The 21,173-nt window shown below is 41.4% G+C and carries 17 protein-coding genes and 2 tRNA genes; 7 read left to right on the top strand and 12 right to left on the bottom strand.

Features of this window, described 5'->3' with window-relative positions:
- The first annotated feature begins 26 nt into the window (after window positions 1-26).
- From FTT98_RS05835 to FTT98_RS05825, 3 genes are all read left to right on the top strand, one after another.
- Complete coding sequence (locus tag FTT98_RS05835; RefSeq protein WP_180123743.1) at window positions 27-2,306, top strand: NADP-dependent malic enzyme; 2,280 nt, start codon at window positions 27-29, stop codon at window positions 2,304-2,306.
- An 81-nt stretch (window positions 2,307-2,387) separates the two neighbouring features.
- Entirely contained in the window at window positions 2,388-3,629 is a 1,242-nt protein-coding gene (locus FTT98_RS05830; RefSeq protein WP_180116885.1) for a multifunctional CCA addition/repair protein, read from the top strand.
- A 161-nt stretch (window positions 3,630-3,790) separates the two neighbouring features.
- On the top strand, window positions 3,791-4,264 hold the full coding sequence (locus FTT98_RS05825) for a hypothetical protein (protein ID WP_111883903.1): 474 nt from the start codon (window positions 3,791-3,793) through the stop codon (window positions 4,262-4,264).
- Between the two features lie 135 nt (window positions 4,265-4,399).
- On the opposite strand, the gene epmA is transcribed toward FTT98_RS05825, so the two are convergent.
- From epmA to greB, 6 genes are all read right to left on the bottom strand, one after another.
- Entirely contained in the window at window positions 4,400-5,368 is a 969-nt protein-coding gene (gene epmA / locus FTT98_RS05820) for an EF-P lysine aminoacylase EpmA (protein WP_373685130.1), read from the bottom strand.
- Window positions 5,369-5,373: 5 nt separating this feature from the next.
- A complete protein-coding gene (locus FTT98_RS05815; RefSeq protein ID WP_180113920.1) occupies window positions 5,374-6,441 on the bottom strand; it encodes a 4-phosphoerythronate dehydrogenase in 1,068 nt (355 codons plus the stop codon).
- Window positions 6,442-6,556: 115 nt separating this feature from the next.
- The gene (locus FTT98_RS05810; protein WP_180177141.1) at window positions 6,557-7,309 is read right to left on the bottom strand and encodes a class II aldolase/adducin family protein; all 753 of its coding nucleotides are present in this window, start codon (window positions 7,307-7,309) and stop codon (window positions 6,557-6,559) included.
- Between the two features lie 164 nt (window positions 7,310-7,473).
- Window positions 7,474-7,563 (bottom strand) — tRNA-Ser (locus FTT98_RS05805).
- 228 nt (window positions 7,564-7,791) lie between these two features.
- Window positions 7,792-7,881, bottom strand: a tRNA-Ser gene (locus tag FTT98_RS05800).
- Window positions 7,882-7,967: 86 nt separating this feature from the next.
- On the bottom strand, window positions 7,968-8,462 hold the full coding sequence (gene greB, locus FTT98_RS05795; RefSeq protein WP_180003371.1) for a transcription elongation factor GreB: 495 nt from the start codon (window positions 8,460-8,462) through the stop codon (window positions 7,968-7,970).
- 365 nt (window positions 8,463-8,827) lie between these two features.
- On the opposite strand from greB, the gene FTT98_RS05790 reads away from it, so the two are divergent.
- A complete protein-coding gene (locus FTT98_RS05790; RefSeq protein WP_180113918.1) occupies window positions 8,828-9,940 on the top strand; it encodes a transglycosylase SLT domain-containing protein in 1,113 nt (370 codons plus the stop codon).
- Window positions 9,941-10,016: 76 nt separating this feature from the next.
- On the opposite strand, the gene FTT98_RS05785 is transcribed toward FTT98_RS05790, so the two are convergent.
- Both FTT98_RS05785 and ttcA read right to left on the bottom strand, forming a co-directional pair.
- On the bottom strand, window positions 10,017-10,400 hold the full coding sequence (locus tag FTT98_RS05785; RefSeq protein WP_078190434.1) for an SCP2 sterol-binding domain-containing protein: 384 nt from the start codon (window positions 10,398-10,400) through the stop codon (window positions 10,017-10,019).
- 222 nt (window positions 10,401-10,622) lie between these two features.
- Window positions 10,623-11,552 carry a tRNA 2-thiocytidine(32) synthetase TtcA gene (gene ttcA / locus FTT98_RS05780; protein ID WP_168378304.1) on the bottom strand — a complete coding sequence of 310 codons (930 nt, stop codon included), beginning with the start codon at window positions 11,550-11,552 and terminating at the stop codon, window positions 10,623-10,625.
- A gap of 500 nt (window positions 11,553-12,052) precedes the next feature.
- Between ttcA and FTT98_RS05775 the strand changes: the two genes are divergently transcribed.
- Window positions 12,053-12,916, top strand: coding sequence for a lytic transglycosylase domain-containing protein (locus FTT98_RS05775; RefSeq protein ID WP_180020710.1), 864 nt, complete (start codon window positions 12,053-12,055; stop codon window positions 12,914-12,916).
- Window positions 12,917-13,049: 133 nt separating this feature from the next.
- Window positions 13,050-13,955 (top strand): protease HtpX, encoded by a 906-nt coding sequence (htpX, locus tag FTT98_RS05770; protein WP_078190437.1) that lies wholly within the window; start codon window positions 13,050-13,052, stop codon window positions 13,953-13,955.
- Window positions 13,956-14,104: 149 nt separating this feature from the next.
- Here htpX and FTT98_RS05765 read toward each other — a convergent pair whose 3' ends face one another.
- The 3 genes from FTT98_RS05765 to FTT98_RS05755 form a co-directional block, all read right to left on the bottom strand.
- A complete protein-coding gene (locus FTT98_RS05765; protein ID WP_111883898.1) occupies window positions 14,105-14,695 on the bottom strand; it encodes a DUF4112 domain-containing protein in 591 nt (196 codons plus the stop codon).
- An 80-nt stretch (window positions 14,696-14,775) separates the two neighbouring features.
- Entirely contained in the window at window positions 14,776-16,119 is a 1,344-nt protein-coding gene (gene mgtE / locus FTT98_RS05760; protein ID WP_180007504.1) for a magnesium transporter, read from the bottom strand.
- Window positions 16,120-16,351: 232 nt separating this feature from the next.
- On the bottom strand, window positions 16,352-19,453 hold the full coding sequence (locus tag FTT98_RS05755) for a multidrug efflux RND transporter permease subunit (RefSeq protein ID WP_180177140.1): 3,102 nt from the start codon (window positions 19,451-19,453) through the stop codon (window positions 16,352-16,354).
- A gap of 276 nt (window positions 19,454-19,729) precedes the next feature.
- On the opposite strand from FTT98_RS05755, the gene FTT98_RS05750 reads away from it, so the two are divergent.
- Window positions 19,730-20,917, top strand: a complete 1,188-nt coding sequence (locus FTT98_RS05750; protein WP_180026670.1) for a glycerophosphodiester phosphodiesterase — start codon at window positions 19,730-19,732, stop codon at window positions 20,915-20,917.
- A 56-nt stretch (window positions 20,918-20,973) separates the two neighbouring features.
- Here FTT98_RS05750 and FTT98_RS05745 read toward each other — a convergent pair.
- Window positions 20,974-21,173, bottom strand: a 200-nt coding sequence (locus FTT98_RS05745) for a hypothetical protein (protein ID WP_180129252.1), incomplete at its 5' end; no start/stop codon positions are given.

Below are 21,173 nucleotides of genomic sequence, written 5' to 3'. Positions count from 1 at the left end.
ATAAACAAAACACAATCGAGATACAGATGGACGATCAATCTTTAAAACAGCAGGCTTTGTATTATCACGAATTTCCAACTCCGGGGAAAATCAGCGTTACACCAAGCAAACAATTGGTCAACCAACACGATTTAGCCCTCGCATACTCGCCAGGTGTCGCTGCACCTTGTTTAGAAATTGAACGCGACCCATCTACTGCTGCACTTTACACAGCGCGCGGTAATCTTGTTGCTGTAGTCAGTAACGGTACAGCCGTACTAGGCTTAGGTAACATTGGTCCTTTAGCGTCAAAACCTGTTATGGAAGGTAAAGGCGTTCTATTCAAAAAATTCGCTGGTGTTGATGTTTTTGACATTGAAATTGCTGAAAACGATCCAGACAAAATCGTAGATATCGTTGCAGCATTAGAACCTACTTTCGGTGGTATCAACCTTGAAGACATCAAGGCCCCAGAGTGTTTCTACATCGAGCAAAAACTTCGTGAACGCATGAATATTCCTGTGTTCCATGATGACCAACACGGTACATCGATCATTGTGGGTTCTGCATTACTGAATGCACTTCAACTCAATGGCAAAAAAATTGAAGAAATCAAAATTGTCGCTTCTGGCGCAGGTGCTGCTGCCCTTTCATGTTTGAACTTACTTTGCGCACTTGGCGTGAAAAAAGAAAACATCGTTGTGGCAGATTCACGCGGTTTATTGACCACTAAACGTGAAGGCTTGGATGAGTCTAAAAAAGCATATGTTCAAGACATCGAAGGCTCTCAGCTTGCTGATGTAATGGAAGGTGCGGACATGTTCCTTGGTCTTTCTGCAGCAGGTATTTTGACCAAAGAAATGGTTAAAGTCATGGCGAAAGATCCGATTATCTTTGCCCTTGCTAACCCAGACCCTGAAATTCTTCCTGAACATGCACATGAAGCACGTCCAGACGTGATTATGGCAACAGGTCGTTCAGACTATCCAAACCAAGTGAACAATGCACTTTGCTTCCCTTATATTTTCCGTGGTGCACTAGATGTTGGCGCAACTACGATTAATGAAGAGATGAAGATTGCTTGTGTACATGCGATTGCTCGCATGGCGCATGTCGAAGCTGATGCTGCATCGTATGGTGAAAAATCTGCTTCATTTGGTCGTGATTACCTGATTCCGCGCCCATTAGATCAACGTTTGATTCTTGAAATTGCACCTGCAATTGCACAAGCAGCGATGGATTCTGGTGTTGCAACTCGTCCGATTCAAGACTTCTCTGCATATCGTCAACGTTTATCTGAATTCGTCTACAACTCTGCGTTTATGATGAAACCAATTTTTGCGCAAGCGAAAACTGATCCGAAACGCATTGCATATGCTGAAGGTGAAGATTTACGTGTACTTCGCGCGGTGCAAATTGCTGTTGATGAAGGTTTAGCAAAACCAATTCTTGTCGGTCGTCCTGCAGTCATTGAAGCGAACATCAAGAAATTAGGTCTACGTCTTGAAGACGGCGTGAACATCACTATCGTCGATCAAGAGAAAAACCCTGAATACGATAAGTTTGCTGACGATTACTACAGCATCATGCAACGTAAAGGTGTAACACCTGAATACGCTCAGCGTGAAGCACGTCGTCGCTCTACCCTGATCGCTGCAATGCTGGTTCGTCATGGTGTGGCTGACGGTATGCTATGTGGTACTTATTCTAGCTATGACATTCACTTAGACTTCGTCAGCAATGTGATTGGGCTAAAAGAAGGCCGTAATAACTTCTTCACGCTGAATGCATTAATGCTTGAAGATCGTAACTTGTTTATTGCCGACACTTACATTAACCGTAACCCAACAGCTGAACAGCTTGCTGAAATGACTATTTTAGCGGCTGAAGAAGTCCGCCGTTTTGGTATTACGCCGCGTGTAGCATTGCTTTCTCACTCAAGTTTCGGTTCTGACCAAAATGATCCTAGCGCACAAAAAATGCGTAAGGTTTATGATATTTTGTCAGAAATTGCACCTGAACTTGAAGTTGAAGGTGAAATGCATGGTGATGCTGCATTGGATGAAAATATTCGTCATTTCGCATACCCGAACTCACGTTTTAAAGGTTCTGCGAACTTGCTGATTATGCCGAATCTGGATGCAGCGAACATTTCGTTCAACTTGTTGAAATCAACATCGGGTAGTAACGTGACGATTGGCCCAATTCTTTTGGGTGCTGCAAAACCTGTTCATATTTTAACACCAACAGCGACAACTCGCCGTTTAGTGAATATGACTGCATTAACAGTTGCAGAGATTCAAGAAAACGAAAAATTAGCACTCTAATTTAGTTGACTTGAACACACTTTGTGACTTGAGAAAACCTCTGTTCTGTAGCATGATTGCTCTAAGAATAGAGGTTTTTTCATGCAAGTTTATTTAGTAGGCGGTGCAGTTCGAGATCACTTGCTCGGGCACCCCTATCACGAAAAAGATTATGTCGTTGTCGGTGCAACGCCGGAACAATTACTTGCTCAAGGTTATCAACCTGTGGGTAAAGATTTCCCTGTTTTTCTTCATCCAGAGACCAAAGACGAATATGCCTTAGCCCGTACAGAACGTAAGTCTGGACATGGGTATCATGGCTTTGAATTTTATACCGACGTCAATGTCACACTCGAACAAGATCTCATTCGACGTGACCTCACGATCAATGCGATTGCCATGGATGATGCTGGCCAAATTTATGATCCCTACCATGGTCAACAAGATTTAGAGCGACGCATCCTTCGCCATGTGTCTGATGCCTTCGTCGAAGATCCTTTGCGAGTTCTGCGGATTGCACGTTTTGCAGCACGTTATAAAGCTTTAGGTTTTAAAGTGGCTGAAGAAACACTTGCGCTGATGCAAGAGCTTGCCAAATCTGGCGAGCTTGAAGCCCTCACACCTGAACGCGTATGGAAGGAAACATCCCGTGCATTAATGGAAGACCATGCAGATGAATATTTTGAAGTCTTAAGAGCCTGTGGCGCTTTAAAAGTCTTATTCCCTGAAATTGATGCGTTATACGGTATTCCACAGCGTCCTGAATATCATCCTGAAATAGACTGTGGTATTCATACCATGATGTCGCTACAACAAGCGTGTCGTGCAAATTATTCTTTGGATGTTCGTTTTGCTGTACTGGTACACGACTTGGGTAAAGCACTCACTCCAGTAGATGAGTTACCGCGCCATATCATGCATGAAGAGCGTGGGGTAAAACCTGTTACCGAAATCTGTGACCGTATGCGAGTTCCCACCAATACCAAACAATTGGCCATCTCAGTGTGTAAAGAGCATTTAAAATGCCATCAAGCTCTGAGTTTAAAACCGGGAACATTATGGCGTCTGTTACAACGTATGGATGTATTACGCCGTCCTGAACGCGTAGAGGCCTTTGTACAAGCCTGTGAATGTGATTCACGTGGTCGCTTAGGTTTAGAGGATCGTGCCTATCCGCAAGCTCAATACGTTTTAGATGCCATGCAGGTGGTTCGTAATATTAAGGCTTCTGACTTACCTTCAGATGTGAAAGGCCCTGATATTGGTGAAATGTTGATTCAGAAACGAATTGAAGCTATCGGACAATTCAAGCATGAACTCGGCCATAACACGCCTACAGCTTAAAATAAATCCTCTCAGAAATGAGAGGATTGACTTTCATCATTGCTGTTAAGCCTGCCGAAGTATTTTGAAATAAATGAAAAATTGAAATAATCTAGTGTCATCTCTGAAAATTAAATACTGATACTCAACCCAATTTAAGACTGGTAAAAAGAATAAAAATAATGAAGAAACAACTTTCCAATATATTGATTGCTATTGTCTTTTGCGGACTCCTAGTAGGGATGGGCTTTACCCAAACCCTTTTAAAAAGTTTGCCACAGCTCATCATGATATTTTTTGGAATGTTAGCCCTAGGCTCCTTAATAATTAAGCGTTCATTTATAAGCTCTATTCCTTTTTATATAGTTTTGGGAGTTATGTTTTATATTAATATTTTTCTATTAGCGAGCGCTGCTGTGGATTTTATTCATCCACATCAAGACTGGACTACACAGAATGACGGGAGTATTGATAGAAGCCCAAATTTAAACTGGCTGTGGGCGATAATTGTCTCCTTTTTTCTTTCCCCACTCAGCATTGTTTTCTATCATAAAAAAATTCAAAGAAATAAAGGTCTTGAAATAGCCTTTATTACTCTTTTTATTATTGTGACATTGATAATTTATATAAAATTTGAGCTACTCTGCTGTAATTAAATTGCATCTTTTATAAATATTTAGACATATTATCGCTAAATCACAATCTATACGTTGATAGGCCTTTTTAAATTTGAAAGCTATGCTGCTGTCTAAAATGTATAAGCATTTATAGACAGCAGCTATTCAGTTCACTTATGACACAGCTGCTGGAAAACTAATGACTTTTTCAAGCTTTAGCTGATTCATAGCCACCATTAGCAATCGATCAATACCTAAGGCTATACCTGCACACTCGCTCATATGCGGTAATGCAGCAAGCAAATATTCATCAATCGGCATCACATGCAAGCCAAGTTTAGCGCGCTCTGCATTATCCGCCTCAAAACGACGGCGTAAAACGTCTGCATCAATCAGTTCATCATAAGCATTTGCTAACTCTAAACCTTCGATATATAGCTCAAATCGTGCTGCAACCAATTCACCATCTTCGTCCACACGGGTTTTCGCCAAAGAAGCCATTTCCGGTGGAAAATCTGTAAGGAATGCTGGCGTATCAAAACCGAGACTCAGCTCTACATAATGCGAGAACAATAAATCGATATAGCCTAAACGGTCTTCACCCAGATCTAAGCTTAGCCCCACACGACGACAGCAATCTTTCAGCTCTTGTAAAGTGGCTTGTAACGGATTCAAATCCAAACGATCCATAAAGGCATGCTTATAGCTCAAAATAGTCGGACGAATTTCACCAAAGCGCTGTTTCAAAGTTTCATTCAATAGGTCAGTCACTTCAAACATCAAGTCTTTTAAGCTAAAACCCGGACGGTACCATTCCAACATGGTGAATTCACTATTGTGTTTACGTCCATGTTCATCATCACGGAAAACTTTACAGATTTGGTAGATAGGCCCACTGCCACTTGCCAACAGACGCTTCATGGCAAATTCAGGTGAAGTTTGCAAATAATGCGTTTGCTTTTGACCATTCACATGACGCTGAGCTTGTACCGATGCTAAATGCACATCGGTGACACCCGCTTGTGAAAGCACAGGTGTTTCCACTTCAAGCACATCACGTGCAGCAAAAAACTGGCGAATTTGAGCATACATCGTGGCACGTGCACGAAGTGCAGTGAGTTCACAACTCGGCTGAAAGTTCATCTGACTCATGCTGCTGGGCCTCCATGCGCAGCCCATTCACGGCGTAAAGGATAGGTTTTACGTAAATAATCAAAGGCTTTTTGATCCACCTTGCCGTCTTTTAGGCAAGCACGTAAGTTGGCATCATCACGAGCGATATCATAAATATCTTTTAAATAACGCTGTAATACCGTCTTAAAGTCAGCACCAGTAAAATACTGCTCACAGACGGGCAACTGACTTTCAAAAGCTTTATTTATCGGTTGATTGAAAGTTTGACAGAATGCTTCATAGATCATCTGTGTGCCACGTGCTTTACCTTCCAAGCTATAGCCTGCAATATGGGGTGTCACCACGTAAATTAAATCCAACAATGCTACTGAAATCTCTGGCTCATGTTCAAAAACATCTAAGACCACTTTACGCTGAGTTTGTTGAATATCGGCAATTAAGGCAGCTTCTTCGACCACGGGCCCACGCGCGGAATTAATCAAAATCGCTGAAGGCTTCATAACGGCAAGTGCAGCAGCATTAATTAAATGATAGGTTGGATATTCCCCCACTTTAGTTAGTGGCACATGGATACTAATCGCATCTGCTTTTTTTAACAGTTCTGCAAATTCAACTTGTTTCACATGATCAGATTGCACAAATGGATCATAGCCAATGACATTCCAACCGAATAATTCTGCCATGACGGCCAAACGTGAACCGACATTACCTAAGCCAACGATGCCCAAGGTAAATTGTTCATTTGCATTCAATAATTCAGGTTTAACGAAGAGCAATGCAGTAATCACATATTCAGCAACCGCTTGTGCATTACAACCTGCGGCATTTGACCAAGCAATACCCTGCTTTTCTAGAGCATTAATATCTAAATGATCTGTTCCAATCGTAGCACTACCGACAAATTTGAGTGCGGTCTGTTGAATTAATTCTGCATTTACCTGAGTCACTGATCGTACCAATAATGCATCGGCTTCTTTGACATCCTCATGGGTCAATGTTCGACCTGCCGCTTGCTTTATTTCACCAAATTCGGTAAAAAAATACTCAGTAAATGCCAGATTTTCATCTGCAACGATTTTCATAGTTCATCTCATAATTCCACTACGAACATGATAACGCGTTGCTCATGCCATGACTATTCTTCTGCACATAAAGCATAGCGCCATTTTTTTATAAGCTAAATGACAGAAAATTATATTAACGACAATAATCTGAGTGCTGATCTTCAATTAAAGACAAGGCCGCCTGCCAAGCCGCTTGAATAATGGGCTCGGCCATCGGATTTTCAAACTGCTGCAACGTATGTTCACAAATCTTCGGACTTGGATAATGCAATGTAGCACTCGACAATGCTTTTACTTGAATTTGACAAGCTCGTTCTAAAAAATAAATTTCATGAAATGCCCGTGCCACACTATCTCCAGTCGCAAGTAAACCATGATTGCGTAAAATCATGCAGCGATAATGACCCATGTCATGCACCAACCTTTCACGCTCTTCAGTTGAAAAGGCTATGCCCTCATATTCATGATAAGCAATGTTCTGATAGAACTTTAACGCGTGTTGTGAGATTGGCAATAAACCATGTTCTTGTGCAGAAACTGCTACGCCATCCGCAGTATGCGTATGAATCACACAATTAATATTTGCACGCGCATGATGTAAGGCAGAATGAATCACAAAGCCCGCAACATTCACCATCTTCCCTGCATCATAACTTTCAATAATTTTTCCTTCATGATCAATTTTGACCAAATCAGAAGCCGTCATTTTGTCAAAGGTCACACCATAACGATTAATCAGAAAATGCTCAGGTTCATGACTTAAACGCAGGCTGATATGGGTATCAATTAAGTCGGTCATTTTATAATAAGCCATCAAGCGATACAGTGCCGCCAATTGACAACGCGCTTGCCATTCCAGTTCATGAATAAGCTCTGGTTTTTGCATGGATGAATTCCTTTTCTAAATCGATTGATCTTGTTTTCTGTTTATTGTGAATAATTAATAGCATGTCATATCCATGCTGTATATCAGCTTCGCCTGTCGAAAAAATAATTCAAAAATTTTAGGCAAAAAAAACCCCAATGTAAAACATTGGGGTTTTTTGAATATGGCGGAAGCGGTGAGATTCGAACTCACGGAGGACTCGCGCCCTCGTCGGTTTTCAAGACCGGTGCATTAAACCGCTCTGCCACGCTTCCATGGCCGCTATCATATAAATAAAAATTCAGATTGGCAAATTATTTTGCCTTATTTTGAACACTTGGCGAATCGTTCAGACAAAATTTAGGCGATTGTAAAATTTTGGCTTAGAGCTGAAAAACAGATGCTCAATCAATATATACTAACTTAAGATCATAGCTAATTACATTGCCTCAATTTACGCATATAAAAAAACCCTGATGTTAAAACATCAGGGTTTTTGAATTTGGCGGAAGCGGTGAGATTCGAACTCACGGAGGACTCGCGCCCTCGTCGGTTTTCAAGACCGGTGCATTAAACCGCTCTGCCACGCTTCCATGGCCGCCATCATATAAATAAATTTCAGCAATGGCAAATTATTTTGTAAAAAACACATCCAATTGAACAAAATAAGAGCAGTTTGTTATTTTTCAGTACTTTCGCCCATTTCATAACGAATTGAATTGATATACCAACATTTTTTTCCCAGTGGGGTTAGGACTTCGACCTCATCATCCACTTGCTTGGACAGGAGTGCTCGAGCCATAGGTGAATCAATTGAGATATGCTGTGGATGATGATCATAAATTTCATCTACCCCCACGATCCTTAACGTTTTTTGTTCGCCTTCATCATTTTCAATATCGACCCACGCCCCAAAATAGACTTTCCCTTTTTGTTCGGGTGAATAATCGATAATACGAAGCTCTTCCAAACGTTTTCCCAAATAGCGTACACGTCGGTCAATTTTGCGTAACAATTGCTTATTATATTGATAATCCGCGTTTTCCGAACGGTCGCCAAGACTGGCCGCCCAGTTCACTTTTTTGGTAATTTCAGGTCGTTCTTCATGCCATAAATGTTGAAGTTCAGCGACCAATAAATCGTGTCCACCACGGGTAATTAAGTTAGATTTCATGATGATTTTTCGGCCTTGAGCAAGCGCTGATTTTTACAAAACATGCCTATTTTATCCTCCATTTCTACACAGGCAAAGTATATAAAATTTATTCGCAAACAAAATCAATTATTTATGTTACATATTTTAATATTTTTTCGTACAAAATTTGACAAGTATTTTTTTGCTTATTATTATGCGCACATCTTTTAGGCTTGTTTAATTTTTATCCAGTGTAGATTTTCTACACATTTCCCGAAAACCCCTAGTCATTTTTGAATGACGTCATGACTGCCCAACCCTTATTGAATTTATCAAACTTGAAAAAGTCTGAGGCGTGTTTGCCTTTGCTTTTTAGGGCATAAATTACTTGTAGCGGAGACAACATGCACAGTAGTTCAACTTCTGGGTCGAGGCTTTGCCTTAACTCTTTTAACTCTCTCCCATTTAAAGCGCTTGCACTTAGTACTGTCTTAATTCCTTTTCACAGTATTAATGCCAGCAAAACAGCTCATCAATATGATGCGGTCGTCAACAGTAATAAACTCACTGTTGTTGCCGTTGCCAATCCTGATATTGTTTTTCAGGATGGTAAACATCGACATGGTTTTGGTTACGACCTTGCACGTAACTATGCAGAAAGTTTAAATGTCCAATTAGATTTTAAAACAGTGAACGACAATGCTACTGCTTTAAAAATGGTTGCCAAAGGTCAAGCTAATTTTGCTATGACCACTGCCGGAATGAGTACCATTGAAGCCAAACACTTGACTTCATTTTCAGCCAGTTGTGGTGATACCGTTTCTTTGAAAAAAAATGGTTTAAACAGCAACTTAAACTGGGTATTTAAAAATGCAGACGATCCACTCAGCCAAACCGCGAGTGGCTTTATTTGCCGTGCCAAACAAAATGGCGCAATTGGACAGTTGGCATCATTCTACAACCGTAATGTGGTCAAACAAGATTCTTGGAATGTGATTCAACGTGATTTAAGTAAACGTATGCCGATCTATAAGGCAAGTTTTAAAAACACGGCCAAGCAATACGACCTAGACTGGCATTTATTGGCAGCAATTGGTTATCAAGAGTCTTACCTCAAACCTGACTCGGTATCCCCGACCGGTGTTCGTGGCATTATGATGCTGACCAACAGTACAGCAAAAGCCATGGGTGTGAGCAACCGTACAGATGCGACTCAAAGCATTCAAGGTGGTGCAAAGTACTATGACCAAATGTTAAACCGTTATAGCAACATTCCCTACCCAGATCGTAATTGGTATGCCTTAGTGGCGTATAACATGGGTCCTGGTGCTGTAAGTCAGATTCAAAAGCGCATCCAAGCTCAGGGTAAAAACCCGAATAAGTGGGTGAACTTATATGCTTATCTCGACCGTAACAAAGCCAGCAATGGTCGTTATCGTCAAGCCGTGCAATATGTCACACGTATTCGTGCTTATTTGGAACATATTAAAACCACACCACAACTGGTGAATATCTAATATACATCCACCTAACATTTACATGTGAGCGCACAAAAAAAAGCTTACCTTCGGGTAAGCTTTTTTCGTTTTAGACTTAAGCAGTTTGCTCAAGTACTTTTTTGAATAAATCTTTTTGTTCAGTACTTGGTTTTGCTGTTTGCAATGCCATCAATTGTGACATATCACCTTGTACTTTTATTTTGCCTGTCATAAACGCTTGCATCGCTGCAGCCATATCAAACTCAAGAAATACTTTACGTAACGTTTCAGCATCCATGTTCAACGTTGTTTTCGCGTTTGAAGATAAACCTTTTTTAATTGCACCACCGTCTAATGACAATTCAGTATTGCCTGCAGCGTCAGCAACTACAAGGTTAATTGCAAGATTAGCCAATGCAGGTGGTAAGTTTAAATCACCAGCTTGAGCTGTCAGAGTTTCTACAGTTGAAAACCAATCATCAGTTAAAAAAGCAGGCATGATCTTTCCTCAATTTATTTTGTTCGTGTGTGTTGCCGTTCCGGACAACATCAGTGCAAGCATATTTTGCTTGAGGCTTGTTATAGCATGATCATTTGCGAAAAGGCTAAAGTTTTTTGTACGCACCGTTCAATATTTAACTGTTTAACAACAAAATGAGAAAAATCATAAGCATAAAAAAGGCATTCCGTAGAATGCCTTTTGCGTGATGAAGTTTTCGGCTTAATCTGCCATAAAACCTAAGTTCACCATATTAATGCGTTTGCTTTCAGGCTCACCTTCTTCAGTTGAACAACTTTCGCTATTTTTGAAGTCAAATTCGCGTTGTTCATCCAAGGCTTCAAAGTCGAATAACTCACGGTCTGCCAGTTGTGAAGGCGATACATTTTGCAATGCGCCAAAAATACTGTGTAAACGTTTTGGAAATTCTTTATCCCAAGTACGCAGCATGTCATTTAGCATCGCACGTTGTAAGTTTTCCTGTGAACCACACAAGTTACATGGGATAATTGGGAACTTACGCATTTCTGCATACTTGATAATGTCTTTTTCTTCCACATAAGCCAGTGGACGAATCAAAATGTTCTTTTTATCAGAAGACAATAATTTCGGTGGCATGGCTTTTAAGCTACCGCCATGGAACAAGTTCAAGAAGAACGTCGCCAAAATATCATCACGATGATGACCTAAAGCCACTTTCGTCGCCCCAATTTCTTGAGCAAAGCCGTATAACGAACCACGACGTAAACGTGAGCATACTGCACAATACGTTTTACCTTCTGGGGTTAAACGTTTAGTAATGCTGTAGGTATCTTTTTCTAAGATGTAATACGGAATTTTGTTTTCTTCTAAATAACGTGGCAATACTTCTTCAGGGAAACCCGGTTGTTTTTGGTCAAGGTTGACCGCAACCACATCAAAATTAATCGGTGCGATACGCTTAAACTGCAACAAAATGTCGAGCAAGGTATAACTGTCTTTACCGCCTGAAATACAGACCATCACCTTGTCGCCCTCTTCGATCATTTTAAAATCACGAATGGCATGACCGACCTGACGGCGTAGCTTTTTCAATAAACGATAATACGCAGAGCTAGTTGGTAGTTCTGGTTTGAAATTAAATCCTTGTTCGGACTCAACTGGCGAGAACATAGACGAGTTAAACCTAAAAAAAAATACCGCGCAATTTTATCCGATTCGCAGACTTCTCGCATCAAAAGAATGTAATTTCCGAAAAAACTAAAAATACTGTCATGATCACGTCATCCTCAGCGCATTATTTTATACGGTCGAGTTCATTTTTTAGGCGAAACGCTTATCTTTTGGACTTTTCCACAGTTGTCCACAAAAGCTGTGGATAACTTTGTGGATTTTAAATGACTTGACAAGGTGAGCTGCCCTTATTTTAAGGCTTCTATTTAAATTGATCATTTTTTGATCAATTTATTATCCCTTACTTATCAATGCTTTAGATGTGTCAAGTTATGCTCATTAAAAAAAAATAAATATTTTTTTTGATTATTGAATCATCAAAATGACTTGATTTTTACAAAGTAAAGAAGAAATCAGCCCTCGAAGCCTTTTCATCTGATTTTTTTTTGATAAACTCTATTTTAACTGTTTGGGGACAGAATTTTTTTCTTCACAATAAAATGAAAAACAATACTTGGACTTTGGGGCTGTTATTAAGTGGAAGTGTGGCTATCAGTTTAGCTGCACCGAGCATTTTTGCCGGCCAAACGATCTATCAATTACGTGAAAGTAACGGCACAACGCTACTAACCAATAAACAAGGCCGCTATAGCAATCTGAAAGTCGAGAAAAAAACCTACTATCCGGACAGTAATATCCATAGTTATAGTAACTGGGGCTCAAATGAAGCGTCTGTGTTGCCAAGCTATAGCCGTAATAAAAATGCCTTTGACAATATTATTAAACAAGCCGCGGCCCAACATGGTGTTTCCGAAGGTCTGATCAAAGCGGTGATGCATACCGAATCTGGTTTTAACACCAATGCACGCTCACCAGTCGGTGCGCAAGGATTAATGCAACTCATGCCTGCCACAGCACGTCGCTTCAATGTATCGAATGCCTACGATCCACATCAGAACATTATGGCTGGTGCGCGCTATTTATCTTGGCTACTGAAACGTTTTAATGGCAACACCTCACTTGCCTTAGCTGGTTATAACGCAGGTGAAGGCAATGTCGCAAAATATGGTGGCATCCCACCTTTTCGTGAAACTCAAGACTATGTCCGCCGTGTCACTAGCCGCTACAGCAACCTATATGCTGGTAGTTTAAGTGTCTCGGGTTCGAGCAGTTCAAATAGCACTTCTAATAGTGGTCGGATTATTGCCAGTTCGGACAATTATCATGCTGCTGCCCCTGCTGTTGCCAAGTCACCGGCACGTCAAATTATTCAAACGGACAATGGTAGTTTTACCGATGCACCTTCAGGTTCATTTGCGACAGCAAATGCTTCTGCCTCAGCGCGCATTTATCTCAATGAATAAAATCACTGATTTTGTAAAATTGCATCTGTTTTACTAATTTTTCCTTGAAATTTTAAGACTTTCACCTCATATTGAGTTTAATGATTTTTATTTGTAAATCAGATCATTTTTCTATAATAAGAGGATTTACCCAATGATGCGGATTGGTTTGTTCTTGCTGACCAACCTCGCGGTACTGGTTGTAGCTGGCATAATCTTGTCACTCTTCGGTGTCGGTAGTTACCACGGTGCAGGCGGCTTAAACTTAGGCAACTTGCTCGTTATCTGTTTTGTGTTCGGTATGGTGGGTTCGATGATCTCACTATTCATGTCAAAATGGATGGCGAAAAAAACCACGGGTACAGAGCTGATTGACCCTAATGCACCACGTAGCCAAGCTGAAGCATGGTTACTCAACGAAGTTGCGCAACTAGCACAACGTTCTGGTATCAAAATGCCAGAAGTGGGTATTTTCCCATCGTACCAGTCAAATGCCTTTGCAACAGGCTGGAACAAAAATGATGCTTTAGTGGCGGTTTCTACCGGTCTACTGGAGCGTATGAACAAAGATGAACTCCGTGCCGTACTCGCTCACGAAATTGGTCACGTAGCCAATGGTGACATGGTGACCCTTGCTTTGGTGCAAGGTGTAGTCAACGCCTTTGTCATGTTCTTTGCACGTGTAGCAGGTGACTTTATCGACCGTAATGTCTTCGGTCGTGAAGATGGTGAAGCACCGGGTATCGCATACTTCGTCATTACGATTGTATTAGATATTGTCTTTGGTATCGCAGCGTCTGCCATTGTGATGTGGTTCTCTCGCTACCGTGAATACCGTGCCGATGAAGCTGGTGCGCGTCTAGCAGGTAAACAAGCGATGATTTCTGCCCTATTACGTTTACAAGCAGAATCTGAAATGCCAGATCAAATGCCAAAAGAAATGAAAGCCTTTGCTATTTCTGCGGGTCAAGAACAAGGTTTCAGCTTAGCTGCATTGTTCCAAACACACCCAACGATTGAACAACGTGTTGCGGCTTTACAACAATTAGATTGCCCATAATTCAGCATCTGATGTAAGTCGTAAAAAAGCCTCCCTATGGAGGCTTTTTTATTGAGTCTAATTTTTCTCAGAGCGTTTACCGTTTTATCAATCACTTTTCAGTTGAATAGCCTTTCATTGATCGCGCTCAAGCAACAGTGCATTTCTCTCTACAATACCCCATTGGCCTTTAACCATTGCCAAAGCAATGAACCACCCATATAAATTGCAAAGATAAAGACTAATAAGAAAATCATCCCGAGTATATCTGGGATATGGATCCATATCCATGCAACCACAGGGTTGCGCCAAAAAGCAGATTGCTGTTGTTTCTGTTCTAATTTTTCATGTAAAAACGGATGTACCACATGTTGATCTGTACTGATTTGATATTCTTCACGAATGTGCGTATGTACAACATCTAAAGCTTTACGGCTCGGTCGAATAAACACATCAAAGATCGTCCCTGCAACAGGAATAAACCCCACGACAGCATCTATAACTGCGAGTTTCATCACACCATTTAATTTGGCTTGTGGTACGCCAATCTGTTTGGCTTTATAGACGGCATAACAGGTCAAGACAAATCCTGCGATATCACCAGCTACGGGAATGGTACTCAACGCTGCGTCCGCACCTACCCCTTGTCGAGTAAATGGAATCCGAACCACGGAGTCCATCATATTGGCAAACTTTGCGAGATCGCGTTCAAGACGAATGACTTCTTGCTTTGACATTTTTTGTTTTAATGGTTCAGTCATGTTTTATCCAATAAAAACCGTGTAAATCACTGAGATTAAAACATATTAGAAGTCTTCAATCTGTAGCAAAATGCTAATCTCTATAAATTGAGCAATTGTGAAGCAATCATCAAATACACCACCACGCCTGTCGCATCACAAATCGAGGTCACCAAGGGTGCAGATGCACTTGCAGGATCGAGCTTCAACTTATTGAGTACAAAGGGCAAACTCATGCCAATTAAACAACCGAGCAATACGATACCCATCATACTTAAAGCCAAGACCAAAGCGACGGTTGCATCACCACGGTAGTAGCCTAAAATCGATACAGCAATGGCCATGGTTCCACCGAGGCAAAGCGCGACGAGCGTCTCCCGACCCAATAAATAAAACCAATCACGAATTTTTACATCCCCAGTGGCAAGCGCTCGCACCATTAAGGTTGCAGACTGTGAACCTGCATTGCCTCCACTTCCGACCAATAAGGGTAAGAAAAAAACCAAGACGATATGTGCGGCAATGATGTCTTCATAATATGAAATGCCTAATCCGGACAATAAGCTGCCAAAGACCAATATCACCAACCAGAACACCCGCTTTTGATACAACTTTAAAATCGGTGCTTTATTAATGCTCATACCTGGTTCGGTACTCACCGCACTGGCTTTTAAAAAGTCTTCAGTGGTTTCAGCCTGTACCACATCCATCGCATCATCATAGGTGACAATCCCCATCAAACGCTGGGCATGATCCACAATCGGTAAGGCCATAAAATCATATTCAGCCAATTTTCGCGCAATACTTTCTTGGTCTTCATCTATCCAGCCGGTCACCACATCTTTGGTCATCACCTGTTGAATCCGTGCATCACGATCGGCCTGCAAAATTTGCCGCAGTGAAATCACCCCTTCTAATTGAGACTGATCATTGGTGACATAAATTAAATACAGGGTTTCACGGTCATGCGGTTCATGGCGTAAGGCCTCTATAGCTTGTTGCATGGTAAAGTCAGCAGGCATACTGACATAGTCTGAACTCATGATTGCACCTGCAGACTCTTCTGCATATGCAGATAATGCCTTTAGATGCTCTTGGGTATCTTGATCAAGTTGTTGGTAAATTCGATCTTGTTCTGCATCAGTTAAACTTTTATATAAATCCGTTGCATCATCAGAATGCATATCATCAAATAATTCAATTTGTAGACGCAGTGGATAACGCGAGATTAACTGTCGCTGTGACTCAAACGGGAAAAACTCAAATACCAAGCCTTGATGGTCTAAACCTGAAAGTAACTCGATTTGATCTTCGATTGGAAATTGCTGAATTAAACGAGCCTGATCAGCGTAGTTCAGAGGCTGTAAAGCGAAAACTGCTGCTGCATAATTTTGTTGTTGCAGCAAAGCGGAAATTTCACGCTGTCTTTGTATTAAATCCGCCATTCAACTCACTCTTATTTTAATCTTTCTATGTAGAGCACATTTTGAAGGATAAACTAAAGAGTTTCAAATCTCTTCAATATGTTCTCGGTGAACGTTCTTTGCGAAAATTCTCTGTGAACATTCCCTGTCGAAAGTTTGGTGACATAAATTTGGCGACATAAAAAACCACCGCGATGTACTCAAGCTTTCACGGTGGCTTTTAGTGGAGCGATACGCTGTGCGTGAATTATTTCTAAGTTTCAGACACCGGCTTGATTTTAAAAATAGATCGGACCATCACATACATAAACGGAATAAAAATCAGCACCAAGACTGTACCGAATATTACCCCACCGAGTACGCTTACCCCGATCTCTTGACGACTGGCTGCACCAGCACCAAAAGCAAGAACTAAAGGAACCACCCCTGCACCAAATGCTAAAGAAGTCATCAAAATAGGACGTAAACGTAGTGCTGCGCCTTCCATTGCAGCCTCGATCACATGTTTGCCTTTTTCTTGTGCCATCGCTGCAAACTCTACAATCAAGATCGCATTTTTACAGGACAGACCAATGGTCGTCAGCAAGGCAATTTGGAAGTAGATGTCATTTGGAAAACCAGTCATGTAGCTAAACAAAATATTACCGCCAATCCCGAGTGGAATCGCACTCATGACTGCGGTTGGAATGCTCCAACTTTCATATAGGGCGGCAAGACAGAGGAAAATAAATCCAATCGAGACCAAATATAGCCAAATCGCTTGATGACTTGATTTTTGCTCTTCAAAAGATAAACCACTCCATGCCACATCCACGCCAGGCACCTGATCGACTAAAGCTTTAACATCCTGCATGGCTTGGCCACTTGAGACATTTTTGGCTGTATCCGCTTCCATTTGTAATGCGGTGTATCCCATAAAGCGATTGACGACTTCAGGGCCGCCACTCCAGCCAATGGTTGAAAAATTACTAAATGGAATCATTTCATTTTGGTCATTACGTACATGCCAATAAGCCAAATCTTCTGGTTTAGAACGGAATTCGGCATCTGCCTGCATCATGACGCGTTTAATACGTCCACGGTCAATGAAATCGTTAATATAACTCCCGCCCCATGCACTACTCATGGTGCTATTAATCGCATTTTGCGTTAAACCCATAGCCATCGCTTGTTTTTGATCAATATCAACTTTCAGTTCAGCTTTGTCTGGGTTAGAGCGTTTGTCTAAATTTTCGAAACTACTGAATTGTGCGGATTTCTCTTGCAGGCTTTTAAATTGCGCATCGAGATAAGCTCGACCTTCACCATTCATATCTCGCAGCCAAAACTCCAGACCATCGGTTTGCCCAAGACCGCTGACTGAAGACGGCATGCTGACATTGATTTGTGCATTGTTGAACTTTTTAAAATGTTTCATAGCACGTTCACGAATCGCTTGCGCTGAATTGTATTGTCCTGAACGTTCATCCCAATGCTTCAGTGCAATAAAGCCTTGCCCTAAGTTTTGACCCGTACCAGAAAAATTTCGTCCATAACGAATCATCACCAAATCAATATTTTGCTTTTCTTCAGTCAAAAAGTACTGCCGAATTTGTTCACCGATCTCACGACTTTTCGACATCGGTGCACCTTCTTGTAATTTAAGTTGCACACTCAAAATGCCCTGGTCTTCACTAGGAATAAAACTGGTCGGCAAAGCACGATAAAACAAAGCAAATACCGTAATGAGCCCCGCAAACAAAACCACCGTCCATAAGCGATAACGAACCGTGGCTTGTGCAAGTGCTAGATATTTGGTTTTTAAAGTCTCTAATTTGGTGTTAAACCAAATCGCCCAGCGCTGTGGTTTCGGATTGGGTTTTAAAATTAAGGCACATAATGCAGGGGTTAAAATCAGCGCAACCATCAGTGACAAGCCCATTGCAGCCACGAGTGTGATGGAAAATTGTCTATAGATCACGCCCGTTGAGCCACCAAAGAACGCCATGGGAATAAATACAGCGGTCAATACCAAAGTAATCCCGATTAATGCCCCGCTAATTTCATGCATCGACTCGATGGCCGCTTGTTTTGCTGTTAACTGTTGTTCATGCATTAAACGTTCGACGTTTTCCACCACCACAATCGCATCATCGACCAACAGACCGATGGCCAGTACCAATGCAAACAATGTGAGCGTATTAATGGTCATGCCCAAAGCATATAAAATCGCTAAAGTCCCAAGAATCACCACAGGCACCGTAATCGCAGGTATCAGCGTTGCTCGCCAATTTTGTAAGAAGATAAACATCACCAAAACCACCAGTAAAACGGCTTCGAATAACGTTTTCACCACTTCTTTAATCGATTCTTGTACAAATGGCGTGTTATCCCGTGGATAAACGATTTTATAACCGGCAGGTAATTGCTTCGCTAACTGTTCAATTTCTTGCTTAATTAAGGCTGAGGTTTCAAGTGCATTTGCCCCAGAAGCCAATGAGATCCCCATCCCTGAAGATGGATACCCGTTAATGGTATTAACCCCTGAATAATTTTCCGCACCCAATTCAACACGTGCAACGTCTTTTAAATAGACAAAACTGCCGTTTCGTGCAGATTTGACAATAATATTTTCAAATTCTTCAACTGACTTTAAACGTGAACCTGAAGTGACTTTTGCATTGAGATATTGATCCGATACACTCGGCAATTCACCTACGGCTCCGGCTGCAACCTGCGTATTTTGTGATTCAACAGCCGCACGGATATCACTGGGCATAAGGCTATATTGCTTTAACTTCAGTGGGTTGAGCCAAATGCGCATGGCAAATTGCGAACCAAAAACATCGACTTCACCGATACCCTCAATTCGAGCAATGTCCTGCTCTAGATGAGTCATCATATAGTCACCAAGCTCGATATTCGAACTCTTGCCAGTCTCATCATAGAGGCCGATAACCATATGGGTATCACCCAAAGATTTATAGACATTTACCCCTTGGCGCTGCACATCTTCAGGCAGCCGATTGATTACTCCATTTATGGCATTTTGTACTTGTACTTGAGCGGTATCTGGGTCAGTGCCATTTTCAAAACTGATGCTGATCCGGCTTCGACCTGAAGAGTCGCTGCTTGAACTAAAATATAAAAGGTGATCAATTCCTTTAATTTGTTGTTCAAGAACTTGTGTGACACTTTCCTCAACTGTTTCTGCTGACGCACCGCTATAACTTGCGCTGACCGTAATTCGTGGTGGCGCAATATCTGGATAGCGCTCTACCGGTAAATTGAGCACAGCAAATAGCCCGAGCGCCATGACGATGATCGCCAAGACACCTGCAAAAATCGGTCGATAAATAAAAAACTTAGACAGCATCAGTCCATGTCACTTTTCAATTAATGAAATAAAATATGTTGATTGATTTTTTCAAAAAATCTTATTGATAATCAATCACAATGTGCTTGATTACAAGCCTAGACTACATAAAAACCTTGCTTGAAGCGAAATATGTAGAAAATATGGAGAGCCTCCACTTCAGCTATTTTAGTAAATTTATGTGACAAAACCGCCTCTGTCATGAAGTCTTAGCCACTGCCCTGCAATGTATGCCTGCAACTTCATTCATTTAAATAAAAAGATGCCGAGGCAGCCATGCAAAAACAATTAACAAAACAGTTAAATCTAGCCATAACAAGCAAAGTGAAATCCTCATGGGGCGTGTCTTCACTGCTCCTTTTTAGCGTTTTTGGTTTATCTGCATGTAATTCGGATGACGATAAAACCCATGTCACCAAGCCCCCTATTTTGCCTGATACAGGTTTTGTCATTGTTGGGCATCGTGGTGCCAGTGCTTTGCGACCCGAGCATACCCTTGCCGCATATCAAAAAGCGATTGATGATGGTGCGGATTTTATCGAACCCGATTTAGTGCCAACCAAGGATGGCTATCTGGTTGCGCGCCATGAAAGTGAAATTTCAGGGACAACCAATATTAGTACGCTGTCACAATTTGCGGATCGAAAAACCACCAAAAAAATCGATGGTATCGACTATACAGGATGGTTTACGGAAGACTTTAATTTGAATGAACTGACTCAAAATGTAAAAGCACGTGAGCGTATTGCTCAATATCGCCCTAATAACACTCAATATAATGATCAATACAGCATCCCAACGCTCGAACAAATCATTGAACTTGCCGAAGCTCATTATAAAAAAACTGGAAAAATTGTTGGTTTATATATTGAAACCAAGCATCCCACATTTTTCCAACAGCAAAATCTAGCCATGGAAGATCGTTTACTCACAACGCTTGCCAAATACAGTTATACACGTGATATCGCGCCTGTATATTTACAGTCCTTTGAAACCACCAATCTTAAATACTTACGTGATCAACTCACGCAAAAGAAAACCCTCAAACATGGCAAAATTATTCAATTATTAGATAGCCCAACTGCCATACCGGGTGACTTACAGCAACAAAACTCACCTCAAAATTATGCAAGTTTAGCCACTGCAGATGGCCTAAAATCAGTGGCAAAATATGCAGATGGTGTAGGTCCAAGTAAAACCTATATTTTTTCAAACACTGAATTTAAACAAACCAGTTTTGTCAAAGATGCCCATGCTGCTGGTTTGAAAGTCCATCCTTATACACTCAGACCTGAAAATGGTTTTTTACCTGACTATTTAAAATGTAACTCAGTGGCGACCGAACGTTGTGATACAGGTGCGGCTAAAGAATTTGAAAACTTCTATAAAGCTGGTGTAGATGGTGTATTTGCCGATGATCCAGGACTGGCGCGCAAAACCTTAACGCAACTGCAAAAGCCCTAATTTTCCTAAAATGAAAAAAGACGCCGAGGCGTCTTTTTTATTGTTCAACAGAAATCTTAAAGCGGGTTTGCCAAATATTCTGCGGCTGACTGCGTTGCCACTGGCTGAGGTGCTGGAGCTGTCGGAGCTGTCGGAGCTGTCGGAGCTGTCGGAGCTGTCGGAGCTGTCGGAGCTGTCGGAGCTGTCGGAGCTGTCGGAGCTGTCGGAGCTGTCGGAGCTGTCGGAGCTGTCGGAGCTGTCGGAGCTGTCGGATGTA

Source organism: Acinetobacter sp. YH12039, from assembly GCF_013420015.1.
Taxonomy (GTDB): Bacteria; Pseudomonadota; Gammaproteobacteria; order Pseudomonadales; family Moraxellaceae; genus Acinetobacter; species Acinetobacter amyesii.
This window is presented reverse-complemented; position numbering and strand designations above follow the sequence as displayed.

What these genes read in the sequence shown, in the direction of transcription:
- FTT98_RS05835 (WP_180123743.1), top strand. Translation starts at nt 27, where the DNA reads ATGGACGATCAATCTTTAAAACAGCAGGCTTTGTATTATCACGAATTT.
- epmA (WP_373685130.1), bottom strand. Translation starts at nt 5,368, where the DNA reads ATGAACTTTCAGCCGAGTTGTGAACTCACTGCACTTCGTGCACGTGCC.
- ttcA (WP_168378304.1), bottom strand. Translation starts at nt 11,552, where the DNA reads ATGTTCTCGCCAGTTGAGTCCGAACAAGGATTTAATTTCAAACCAGAA.
- mgtE (WP_180007504.1), bottom strand. Translation starts at nt 16,119, where the DNA reads ATGGCGGATTTAATACAAAGACAGCGTGAAATTTCCGCTTTGCTGCAA.
- FTT98_RS05775 (WP_180020710.1), top strand. Translation starts at nt 12,053, where the DNA reads ATGAAAAACAATACTTGGACTTTGGGGCTGTTATTAAGTGGAAGTGTG.
- htpX (WP_078190437.1), top strand. Translation starts at nt 13,050, where the DNA reads ATGATGCGGATTGGTTTGTTCTTGCTGACCAACCTCGCGGTACTGGTT.
- FTT98_RS05830 (WP_180116885.1), top strand. Translation starts at nt 2,388, where the DNA reads ATGCAAGTTTATTTAGTAGGCGGTGCAGTTCGAGATCACTTGCTCGGG.
- FTT98_RS05750 (WP_180026670.1), top strand. Translation starts at nt 19,730, where the DNA reads ATGCAAAAACAATTAACAAAACAGTTAAATCTAGCCATAACAAGCAAA.
- FTT98_RS05825 (WP_111883903.1), top strand. Translation starts at nt 3,791, where the DNA reads ATGAAGAAACAACTTTCCAATATATTGATTGCTATTGTCTTTTGCGGA.
- FTT98_RS05810 (WP_180177141.1), bottom strand. Translation starts at nt 7,309, where the DNA reads ATGCAAAAACCAGAGCTTATTCATGAACTGGAATGGCAAGCGCGTTGT.
- FTT98_RS05815 (WP_180113920.1), bottom strand. Translation starts at nt 6,441, where the DNA reads ATGAAAATCGTTGCAGATGAAAATCTGGCATTTACTGAGTATTTTTTT.
- greB (WP_180003371.1), bottom strand. Translation starts at nt 8,462, where the DNA reads ATGAAATCTAACTTAATTACCCGTGGTGGACACGATTTATTGGTCGCT.
- FTT98_RS05755 (WP_180177140.1), bottom strand. Translation starts at nt 19,453, where the DNA reads ATGCTGTCTAAGTTTTTTATTTATCGACCGATTTTTGCAGGTGTCTTG.
- FTT98_RS05785 (WP_078190434.1), bottom strand. Translation starts at nt 10,400, where the DNA reads ATGCCTGCTTTTTTAACTGATGATTGGTTTTCAACTGTAGAAACTCTG.
- FTT98_RS05765 (WP_111883898.1), bottom strand. Translation starts at nt 14,695, where the DNA reads ATGACTGAACCATTAAAACAAAAAATGTCAAAGCAAGAAGTCATTCGT.
- FTT98_RS05790 (WP_180113918.1), top strand. Translation starts at nt 8,828, where the DNA reads ATGCACAGTAGTTCAACTTCTGGGTCGAGGCTTTGCCTTAACTCTTTT.